The following is a 10,694-nucleotide window of genomic DNA, read 5'->3' as shown; positions in this document are numbered from 1 at the left end:
GTTGGACGCATAAGCCACAGGAAGCTTTGCCGTGGATGGATAAATATTGTCCGCATCCTCTGTCAATGCTTCCGAATAAAGCAGTATGCCCCCAATCATGTTAGGACAGATTGGGAGCATGTTGTCATTCCAAAGCAAATGCGTATCATACTCCCCGGCCACAGAATAAAAAATACCCATAGGATTCAATCCCAGGATATGATTTACTGCATTCGTCACCATATTTTCTTCCTGAACTCTTTCCACCACTTCCCCGGTGGCATCATCAATCATCTCGATGACCATATTACCTTTCAGCTTCATCCTTACCTACCTTTCCACCGGCATAGCAAATGCGCCGATTCCAAATCTTCCGTGAACCACATCACTGTAGGTTCTCTTCACAAGCTCATCAATCTTCCAGGTGATATTCTCATCAACAGCAGCCATCTGAAGCACACCGCCGATTTTCGCCTTCTTAATTGTGTCCTCAATCTTGATCTCACCATCCCAGGCTTCCCCGGCACCCATTGACTGGCCCATAATTGCCGCAAGACAGTCTCCGGTATCCACCGTAACTGTTCCACCATTTGCCCTGACATACACATTGAAAATGTTTCTGTAATTCGCTACCAGATTCTCAATCGGGTAATACAGCATGATGGAATGCTTCCCGGAATGCCAGGTCTCTTCTGGCTGATGAATCTCGATGATGTTATCATTGAACTCAAAGGTAAAATGAACTACCACCTGCCCATCTTCCTTCCAGACTACAGGCAGTTCCACAGACAGCGTCTGCTCTTTTGTGTTGCCAATCACAACAGGCTCCTCTGCTGCAACAGCACTATCCGAACTTCCACCGGTTTCATCCACAACATCAGTCCCCGCAGCATCGCTATCAGTTGTTCCACTATCCGTAGTTTCCTCATTACCTGCAGTACCCTCTGCCAAAACTTCTTCCACTTCCACCGAAGGAATCACCACATCCCCTCTTGCAACCACAGACCTTTCCACCTGGTCTGCATTCACTACCACAATCACAGACCCAAAGAACTGCGCCATAACCGCTTCATTCGGTGCAAACTCGATGGAAATAATCTTCACATCACTCTCACCTACCGTAAAAGAGCTGGCATTGGTAAAGGTATGAATACCAATCCTGCCAGCTTCTTTGTTATCTATGATCTGATTTAAGAGTCCTGAAATATTCTTGTCATTCTTTGACTTGGCATGTGCCAGTCTCGGATTCTTACCAACCCCTTTCAACGTGTGCTTCCCGCCAATCTTACACTGCATGGAAGTGATAGCAGATATCCTGTTTTCGTCTGCCTGTCCACCCTTAAACCGGATCACATCTCCCAAGTCCAAAGCAGGATTTCCTATTGTTTCGGAATCAAAAGGCACATAATCCACAACAGCTAGGTCATTCAGGATATTCATACACAGCTGCTCTCTGGTTTCCTTAAGACCAAACTGCAACAGCGGATTCACTCCAAGATTCATTGTCAGCCCGTCATCCGGATCCACATGATAATACTCTGCCGTTTCTGTTTTCATGTTGGTAGAAGAAACCGCTGTGTATCTTGTGATGAAATCAGAAAAGCTGCTGGTAAAACGATGCTTTGTTTCCAGCTCCATCACCGGCTCATTGCCATATTTCCTTAGTTCCAGCTTGCCCTCTCGGTTGATACAGAAAAACCCACCAAGAACCTGCCCCACATAGTAGAGCACATCCCGGTAGGTCTCAATATCATTCTCTGTATAAATGGAAAGCATCTCCGTTCCGTTCGGCATCGCTTCATAATCTGCTTTACTCTGCGCCATTTCTACCTTACAGGCCTTGCAACACAAGCTCACAAAAATCATACACCGTACCAATGGTTTCAAAACCATTGAAACTCTTATCAAACCGGAGCATGTAATCATAGGCTTTCAGCTCCAAAGTCTTGATATTACGGTTAGCCTCCGACACCTCAAAGATTCCCATGGGAACCTCTTCATAGGTGCCATCCGATAGTCTCAGATGATAGAACAATTCCACCAGAGCATCTTCCAAAGTATATCTGTCAATATCAGATAAATGCGTGACCCCCATCTCCGCTGCATACACCGTACCAAGCTCAATCTCCGTAGAACCGCAGCATTGACTGGAAATATAACCACTCCCCTTTACGATATCATCAGCACCAAACTCATACGTAGCACCCTTCGTTGTCGTAATCCTTCCTGACCAATAATATCTTCTTGTGTTCTCCTGCACCGCTTGCAGGAATGCCTCACTCACCGGATACAAGAAACCACCTTCCTTCCACGAATAAAGCACCAGCCAACTTAATGACTGATGCTTGATATCTTATTTTCTAAATAACGATTTTACGGGCTACTTAAGTATTCCATACTGCCCATCCGTAACAGGCTCTAACCATTCGTTTGTGCCATCCTTACCCGGTACTTCTACCGCAAGATGAGAAAACCAGGAATCTGGTGCAGCCCCATGCCAATGCTTCACTCCAACCGGAATATTCACACAGTCTCCCGGCTTCATTTCCACAGCATCCTTACCCCATTCCTGATAATAGCCCCTTCCGGCAACACACACAAGAATCTGTCCGCCGCCTTCTGATGCATGATGAACATGCCAGTTATTCCGGCATCCCGGTTCAAAAGTCACGTTGAAAATTCCTACCTGCTCTGTAGAAACAGGTGCTAAGTAGCTTTTTCCAACAAAGTATTGCGCAAATGCATCGTTGGGCTGTCCAATCGGAAATACCATTTCCTTTGCGTGCGCTCTCATAGCTTCATCTTCATACGGTAAATCGCCTTCGTTCATCTGCCATACTTCCTTTGCAAGATGAAAAACCGCCCAGCCCTTTGGCCATCCCACATAAAATGCCACATGGGTAATGATTGCAGATATTTCTCTCTGCGTAACGCCATGATTCTTTGCATTCTGCAAATGATACTTGAGGGAAGAATCCGTAATGCCCGTAGACATCAGTGCGACCACTGTGAGGATACTTCTCGTTTTCACATCAATGTCATGATTATTCCAGTTCTCCCCAAAGAGAATATCATCATTAAAATAAGCAAACTCCGGTGCAAACTCACCAAGAGTATCTCTGCCTGCTGTCTGCACTATTTTTTCCATAATACCAACCTTCTTTTCTAATACTATCTTGAAATCTTGATTGTAACATCGCCGTTCGCCAGCAAATCTATCACTTCCTGTTCCGGTAGATCCATCTTCCCAAGCCTTGTATATGACCATGTATTGGAAGCATAATAAAGGACAATATTGCTGCTGTTATACAGGACAATATCTCCATTATGTACGGTCATCTGTTTATCATCACTATGATATTTCTTGCCTAATGGCCCCACCTGCTCGAAGTCACTGTACATTGACATCGAGACAATAATATCGCCCTTTGAAGCATCTTCCCTAAGCTCTGCTACCGAATCATTTTCTTCCCAGATGACAGGTACTTCTACGTCATTGATAAATAATTTCATTTCACTTTCCTCGCTAGAAGCCGTATTCGTTTCGCCATCAACAAGTTCTTTGTCCGGCGTGTCTGTATTGTTTGTGGCTTCATTCTTCACCTGTTCCTCATAGTTTTCTGATTCCGGAACTGGAATTCCAGCCTTATCATCTGATGTGCTTCCACAGGCTGTCAAACAAAGTACGAAAGCAATAAACAGGACCGTTGAAATAAGTTTCTTCATTCCTTACAGCCTCTTTCCAAGCTCGTAAGCTTTTTGCATAGCATTTTTATGATTGCCGGCTTCATTCGGCGCAGATATTCCACCACCGGTTACAAGGCCTTTTAGTTTCGCCTTTCCAAAACAGTCTACCCATCCTTTAAGACCACTGTATGCTTTTTCAAATGCACTGTCCTCATCCTCTGCGGCAGTTGCAATCATATAGATATCCCGGAATGCATAATCAGAAGGGAAAAGCGGATTCAATCGGTCGAGCAACGTCTTCATCTGTCCAGCCATCTCATAATAATAAATCGGAGTGGCATAAACGATTACTTCTGCATCCTTAACCTTTACCATGATTTCTGCCACATCATCCTTAAGAACACAGTTTCCCTTCGTCTGACAGGCTAAACATCCAATGCAATATTTTATCTCTTTTCCTTTTAAGGAAATATATTCTACTTCGTGTCCAGCTTCTTTAGCACCCCTCTCACATTCTCTTGCAAGGATATCCGAATTGCTACCACCTCGAAGACTGGTTGAAATAATCAATACTTTCTTTGCCATGATTAACACACTCCATTCTCTTCAAAAAATTTCTGCATCTTATCGAAAGGAATTACGTCCAGGTTATCATAGAGATCTGTATGAACTGCATCAGGAATCGTAAGAAGTTCCTTATTTGCAGCATACTTACTGCTCTTGATCATAGCCTCATATGCATCTTTTCCGAAATAATAGCTGTGCGCTTTCTCCCCATGTATGATAAGAACAGCGCTTCTGATTTCATTACTGTATTTCAGAATCGGCTGATTCATAAACGACTGACAGCCAATGCTGTTCCATCCTTCATTAGAATTAAGGCTTCTTTCGTGATAGCATCTTCCCTTATAATACTCGCTGTAGTCCTTTACAAAGAATGGTGCGTCATCAGGAACCGGGAGTGGTACACATCCACCTGCTCGTGAATACTCACCCTTCCTATATTCTTCAGTTCTAAGAGTATTCATAGCCTGCTTCTTTGCAAATCGGGCTTCTTCGCTGTCCTCTGAATCAAAATATCCGTTGGCATTTACTCTTGTCATGTCATACATGGTGGATGCGACGGTTGCCTTGATTCTTGTATCAAGGGCTGCTGCGTTAATCGCCATACCGCCCCAGCCACAGATACCAATAATACCAATCTTATCGGCATCTACGTTATCCTGTACGGACAGGAAGTCAACTGCAGCCATAAAATCCTCTGTGTTAATATCAGGCGATGCCATATATCTTGGCAGACCGCCACTCTCTCCTGTGTAAGAGGGATCAAATGCAATTGTGAGAAATCCTCTTTCTGCCATTGTCTGTGCGTACAATCCGGAACACTGCTCCTTTACCGCACCGAATGGACCGCTCACTGCAATGGCGGGAAGTTTACCCTCTGCATTCTTTGGCGTATACATGTCCGCTGCAAGGGTGATGCCGTATCGATTTACAAATGTGATCTTCTTGTGATCCACCTTTTCACTCTTGGGAAAGGTCTTATCCCACTCTGAAACCATCTTTAGTTCTTCTGTCTTCATAGTACTACCTCCGTAAAAAATTATTGAAAAATAAGTCTTTTTGCTTTATGATATTATCATAAGACCTAAACCTTACTTTAGGTCAAGTATTATTTTCAAATTTTGAAAGAAGGTATTTTTATGTACACAATTGGTCAGGTATCCGAGATGTTTCATCTTCCTATTTCTACTTTGAGATATTACGATAAAGAAGGCTTTTTCCCTAATCTTGTACGCAAAGGCAATATCCGGTATTTTAGTGATAACGAACTTGAAGCGCTCCGTATCATCGAGTGCTTAAAACAATCCGGTCTTGAAATCAAAGATATAAAACAGTTTTTTGAATGGGTTACTGAAGGTTCATCCAGCTATACAAAACGAAAAGAATTATTTGAGCATCGAAAGGCTGCCGTCAAAGAGGAAATCAAACAGCTTGAAAAAACTCTCGCCATGCTGGAATTCAAATGTTGGTATTATGACACCGCTATAGCTGATGGCAACGAAAATAAAATTAATGCCATGCTCCCCGATAATCTCCCAAAGGACATTCAAAAACTTTATAACAAAGCTCACAAATAAAATTTTCCAGGCGTAACTGCCTGGCATTTATATATTATCTTTGCACGGAAAATATGAACTTACTCTTTTATATATTTCTTGTCAGAATCTGGAATTTCATCATCCAAAAGATAGCGCTCAACCTTCATATGAAGATTGTATTTTTCCCTTAATCTAAAAATTGTATCCATCATAGCTGTTCCATGATGCACATCTATCGCGTCCTGGTTTTCCCAGCTGTCAATTAACAATACAGTTTCAGCGTCATCAACAGGGTAAAAATAATCATATCGTATATTCCCCTTTTCGTTACGTATTGCCTCTACTGTGCCACTCGAAATCATCTCTTCAGCAAACTTTCGTGCTGCCCCCTTTTCGCCTGTATAATATATATTAACTGTTATGCTCAAACCCCCACCTCCTCGGTTAAATAAGAATATTTATTCCTCATCTGGTGACTGCCCATCATGTGCCAGCCACTTACAATCTGTTATTTCCATATTGGTAAAAGTTGCCTTGAACGAAGAATCCTCAGGACTGCACGCGTATATTCCAAACTGGATTTCATCTGTAGCTTTATACATATGACAAATTCTCATCTGCTTATATTTGACTCCATCCTCAGAACACTCGATGCAGTAATCATCTTCGCGCCTGCTGAATCTATACCACATGGATTTAATTCCTGCATCAATTTCTGTTGTTGCCCAATCGGAATACCCATTATTCGTTACTACACTTCCAAGATGCTGAAATTCTTCATTCTCATATTCAATAGATCCCTTAAGCCAGTTCTCGCTATCAAGGTACATAACCACGCCGCACTGGTCAAAACGCACCTGGCTTTCAAATTCTGTTTTCACTATAAAAGAGAAGAACTTCTCTGATGTTTTCAACTGAAGAACCGGTGCATTGTCGTTTCTAAAGTGGTAATAGGTTCTCTGCCACAAATCAGTATATGGATTTGTAATTATCTCAATCTTTTTCTCTGAAACTGAAAATTCTTTAGGTTCTCTTGTCCATATCCATTGGTCTTTTTTTATCTTCATTTTCATTTACCCTTTCGCGGTTAAATAAGAATTCTTTCTGCTTACCATTATATCGACATCAGTGCGTCCTGTCATTATAATCTTACAATTCTTTCAGAGTGAAACTCACAACCCACAACCCCCTATAGCTCGTATCCTTCTTAAGCTTCGCTTTGAATCCATCCACATACATTTCCGTCTGTCTCACACTTGCAGTCTCCGGGTCAAAGAATCCAACTCTTATCTTCTCCTGCTGTTTATACCCGGTAAGTAACCTTAGCCACTTCTGGGTAACAGAAAAGGAAACAGAAATAGTCACAACACCAGTTCTCACCACATCCTTCTGCACGGTTCCTGCCTCTGTTTCTCCGCCACTGTCCGCTTCCTTATCCGCCATATCCACTTCATAACTATCCGCCAGAGGAAGATCCACGCCATCAAAATTCAAATATTGAAAAAATGCCATCGCTTATCTTCCTCCACTTCTTAGATTTGCCCTCTGCTGGGCATTTACAATCACTTCATCCAACATCGTACCGCCAAGGTACACAGGAATCACGATATCGCCACCGCCGACATTTATTCCGGACACACCTTCACGAATCGCACTGACAAGACTGCTTAAGTCTGCACTCGATACAGCTCCACCACCAGCTATCGTCATCTGACCTGCATTCACCTGAGGATTGACCACCATATCTGCAGCAAGACCACTCACTGCATCCTTTACCATACCCTTGCTCTTCTCAATACCCTTAGCCAGTCCGGACATAAAGTCAGGCATCCAGCTCTCATACTCTGTCAAAGGTCCTTCATCCGGTACAGAGAAATGCAGGAAAGACTTGATGGTATCTGCCACACTGCATACCGCATCCTTTACCTTACCGATACAGGACTTGATGCCATTCACAATACCGTTAATGATATCAGCTCCCCAGCTGAACGCCGAAGAAGCCAGATTCTTAATGAAATTCACCGCATTGGTAAAACCATTCTTGATGGTATTGTAGATTCCGGAAATGGTATTCTTAATTCCATTCCACATGGCACTGAAAGCAGTGGACACCGTCGTCTTGATAGCATTCACAACGGTAGCCACCGTATTCTTGATGCCATTCCATACCGTCGTGATGGTGTTCTTGATGCCATTTATCACTGTGGTAATCACATTTTTAATGGCATTCCAAACTGTAAAAAATACCGTCTTAATAGCATTCAGCACAGTCGTAATCACAGTCTTGATTGTATTCCAGGCTGTAGTAAGGAAGGTACTGATTGCCGTAACCACCGTAGTCACCACGGTCTTGATTCCATTCCAGATGGTCGTAAAGAAGGTGGAAATCGCATTCCAGATAGTCTCTGCCACATACTTGATGGTATTCCACATAGTCGATAAAAAAGTGCTGATTGCATTCACAACGGTAGTAAAGGTATTCTTGATTCCTTCCCAAAGCCCGGTAAAGAAAGAAGCCAAGCCATTCCAAACCGTTTCCGCTGTAGTCTTGATAAACTCCCATGCCGCCGCAAAGAATTCCTTCAAGGCTTCCCAGACTGCAACCGCAATCTCCTTGATGCTTTCCCACAAATCAATCCAGAACTGCCGGAACTCATCACAGTTATTCCAAAGATAGATAAACGCCGCCACCAATGCCACAATAGCAGCAATAATCAGAACAATCGGATTGGCAAGCATGGTGGCATTCAGTGCCAGAAATGCAGTCTTCACTGCCTTAATCACACCCACCGCCTTTGGCACAATGGTCATAATCGTACCCACTGCCGTAATGATTTTGCCAATGATAATCAGTACCGGGCCCAGCGCCGCCGCAATCAGTGCAACCGTCACAATGGTTTCCTTTACACCGTCCGGCAGACTGTTTAGTACATCAATAAATCCCTGCACCCATCCAACAATCTTTTTCACCGCCGGTAACAGAATCTCGCCAAAAGAAATGGCCAGCTCCTGCAACTGAGATTTCAGTATGGTGAGCTGACCTTCCAGATAATTATTCATAGTGTCTGCCATATTCTGCGCAGCCCCGTTACAGTTATCTATCGCTCCTGAGAGCTTCGTAATGTCTCCTTCTCCTGCATTCATCAGCGCTAGAAAACCTGACATAGCATTCTTTCCTACCAGTGATTCAGCAGCTGCAGCCTTCTCCGATTCTGACAAACCGCTAAAGGCAGTTCTGCAGTCAGCCAGAATATCTGACAAATCCCTCATGGAACCGTCAGCATTGGTGGTGGCAACCGTCACCTCACCGATATTTTCCCCACAAATCTTAACCTCACCGGAAAGATTCGTCATAATGGTCCGAAGGGAAGTACCGGCCTGGGTGGACTTGATTCCGGCATTCGCCATCAGACCAATGGCTTCTGCGGTATCTTCTACAGAAAACCCCAAAGCACCCGCAATCGGCGCACAGTACTTAAAGGTCTCACCCATCATAGATACATTTGTGTTGGCATTGGAACTTGCCGCCGCCAGCACATCTGCAAAGTGCCCGGAATCCTGAGCCGACAATCCAAAGGCAGTCAGTGCATCTGTCACGATATCAGAAGTTGTCGCCAAATCTTCCCCGGAAGCAGCCGCCAGATTCATAACGCCTTCAATACCGGAAAGCATATCCTCTGTCTTCCAACCGGCCATTGCCATGTAATTCATAGCCTCAGCCGCCTCGGATGCAGAAAACTTAGTCTTACTTCCCATCTCCCTGGCCTTAGCAGTCAGGTCTTCCAACTCTTTTCCGCTTGCACCGGATACTGCCGCCACCTTACTCATGGCAGCTTCAAAATCTGCTGCAGTCTTCACAGAAGCAGTACCAAGCGCAGTCACGGTAGCCGTAACCGGAAGCAACTTCTTTCCTGCCCCTTCAATGTTACTACCCACATCCTTTAACTTCTCACCAGTCGCAGAAATCTTCTGTAACGCCGTAGCTGACTGATTCGCCTGCTCTTCCAGTCTCTTTAACTCATTCTCTGTTTCAATAATCTCTCTTTGCAGAGCATCATACTGATTCTTGGAAATAGTTCCATCATTTAATGCCTTTTCTGCCTGCTCCGCTGCTGTCTTTAAGGTTTCCAGCTTTTCCTTAGTTTCCTTAACCGCATCCCCAAGCAGTCTATGCTTCTGAGCCAAAAGCTCTGTATTTCCAGGATCCAGCTTAAGAAGCTTCTCCACATCCTTAAGCTGTGCCTGCGTATTTCGAATCTCGGTATTAACACCCTTTAATGCTGTCTGAAGTTTCGTAGTATCGCCGCCGATTTCAATGGTGATACCTTTAATTCTCGATGCAGCCATACCGAACCTCCCTTCATTTTATGGCAAAATAAAAGAGCCGATTTCTCGACTCATTACACAACAAAGGCACCAGTCAACTTAATGGCTGATGCTCTACGCCTTATTTTTTTACATTTATCAAACCACAATCCACAAAAACTGGAAATTCTCAGTCATCCAGTTTATTCTTTTCACCCCATACACAAAGCTGATCCAAGACGACCATCAAGGATTTTCCTCGCTCGGACAAGCTGTACTCTACTTTTGGCGGAATTTGTGGATACTCCTTTCGGATAATTAGCCGGTCAGTCTCCAACTCCTTCAAGTTGGTGCTGAGAGTCTTGTCTGAGATGGTTTTGAGATATCGTTTCAGTTCATTGAACCGAACCGTTTCAAACTCCATTAGACAGTATAGAATCACCATCTTATGCTTGCCGGATATAAGTGACAGGGTGTAGGCAAAACCGGTATCTTCAAAATTGGCGTTTTCGATGTAACTCTGTATCATAGCACTTTCCTCATAGATAGTACCTGTCTTATTTGACAGTACTTGAATTAGCAATTTTCTTGGATATAATTATAAGCAAGACGGTTCATACT

10 protein-coding genes and 2 pseudogenes are annotated in these 10,694 nt (G+C 43.6%); 1 reads left to right on the top strand and 11 read right to left on the bottom strand.

Going from position 1 to position 10,694, the window contains the following annotated elements:
- The 6 genes and pseudogenes from ACTNES_RS16835 to ACTNES_RS16810 form a co-directional block, all read right to left on the bottom strand.
- Window positions 1-303 (bottom strand): annotated as a pseudogene (locus ACTNES_RS16835) (hypothetical protein); the annotation flags it as partial.
- 6 nt (window positions 304-309) lie between these two features.
- A pseudogene (locus ACTNES_RS16830) lies at window positions 310-2,272 on the bottom strand (hypothetical protein).
- A gap of 87 nt (window positions 2,273-2,359) precedes the next feature.
- Window positions 2,360-3,127 (bottom strand): carboxymuconolactone decarboxylase family protein, encoded by a 768-nt coding sequence (locus ACTNES_RS16825; RefSeq protein WP_441040170.1) that lies wholly within the window; start codon window positions 3,125-3,127, stop codon window positions 2,360-2,362.
- A 23-nt stretch (window positions 3,128-3,150) separates the two neighbouring features.
- Window positions 3,151-3,705 carry a cyclophilin-like fold protein gene (locus ACTNES_RS16820; RefSeq protein WP_441040169.1) on the bottom strand — a complete coding sequence of 185 codons (555 nt, stop codon included), beginning with the start codon at window positions 3,703-3,705 and terminating at the stop codon, window positions 3,151-3,153.
- A gap of 3 nt (window positions 3,706-3,708) precedes the next feature.
- Window positions 3,709-4,251 (bottom strand): flavodoxin family protein, encoded by a 543-nt coding sequence (locus ACTNES_RS16815; RefSeq protein ID WP_441040168.1) that lies wholly within the window; start codon window positions 4,249-4,251, stop codon window positions 3,709-3,711.
- A gap of 2 nt (window positions 4,252-4,253) precedes the next feature.
- Window positions 4,254-5,249, bottom strand: coding sequence for an alpha/beta hydrolase (locus tag ACTNES_RS16810; RefSeq protein WP_441040167.1), 996 nt, complete (start codon window positions 5,247-5,249; stop codon window positions 4,254-4,256).
- 120 nt (window positions 5,250-5,369) lie between these two features.
- Here ACTNES_RS16810 and ACTNES_RS16805 point away from each other — a divergent pair, with 120 nt between their 5' ends.
- Entirely contained in the window at window positions 5,370-5,807 is a 438-nt protein-coding gene (locus tag ACTNES_RS16805) for a MerR family transcriptional regulator (RefSeq protein WP_441040166.1), read from the top strand.
- A 59-nt stretch (window positions 5,808-5,866) separates the two neighbouring features.
- Here ACTNES_RS16805 and ACTNES_RS16800 read toward each other — a convergent pair whose 3' ends face one another.
- The 5 genes from ACTNES_RS16800 to ACTNES_RS16780 all read right to left on the bottom strand — a co-directional run bounded on the left by ACTNES_RS16800 (window position 5,867) and on the right by ACTNES_RS16780 (window position 10,602).
- Window positions 5,867-6,196 (bottom strand): antibiotic biosynthesis monooxygenase family protein, encoded by a 330-nt coding sequence (locus ACTNES_RS16800; protein WP_441040165.1) that lies wholly within the window; start codon window positions 6,194-6,196, stop codon window positions 5,867-5,869.
- Between the two features lie 30 nt (window positions 6,197-6,226).
- Entirely contained in the window at window positions 6,227-6,835 is a 609-nt protein-coding gene (locus tag ACTNES_RS16795) for a DUF1349 domain-containing protein (protein WP_441040164.1), read from the bottom strand.
- 82 nt (window positions 6,836-6,917) lie between these two features.
- Window positions 6,918-7,280, bottom strand: a complete 363-nt coding sequence (locus tag ACTNES_RS16790; protein WP_441040163.1) for a hypothetical protein — start codon at window positions 7,278-7,280, stop codon at window positions 6,918-6,920.
- Between the two features lie 3 nt (window positions 7,281-7,283).
- Window positions 7,284-10,115 (bottom strand): phage tail tape measure protein, encoded by a 2,832-nt coding sequence (locus ACTNES_RS16785; protein WP_441040162.1) that lies wholly within the window; start codon window positions 10,113-10,115, stop codon window positions 7,284-7,286.
- Between the two features lie 148 nt (window positions 10,116-10,263).
- Window positions 10,264-10,602 carry a winged helix-turn-helix transcriptional regulator gene (locus ACTNES_RS16780; RefSeq protein WP_441040161.1) on the bottom strand — a complete coding sequence of 113 codons (339 nt, stop codon included), beginning with the start codon at window positions 10,600-10,602 and terminating at the stop codon, window positions 10,264-10,266.
- Window positions 10,603-10,694 lie beyond the last annotated feature (92 nt).

Source organism: Blautia sp. HCP3S3_D9, assembly GCF_052063845.1.
Lineage (GTDB): Bacteria > Bacillota > Clostridia > Lachnospirales > Lachnospiraceae > Blautia_A.
The sequence above is the reverse complement of the archived record's forward strand: the minus strand, read 5'-3'. Positions and strand labels throughout refer to the sequence as shown.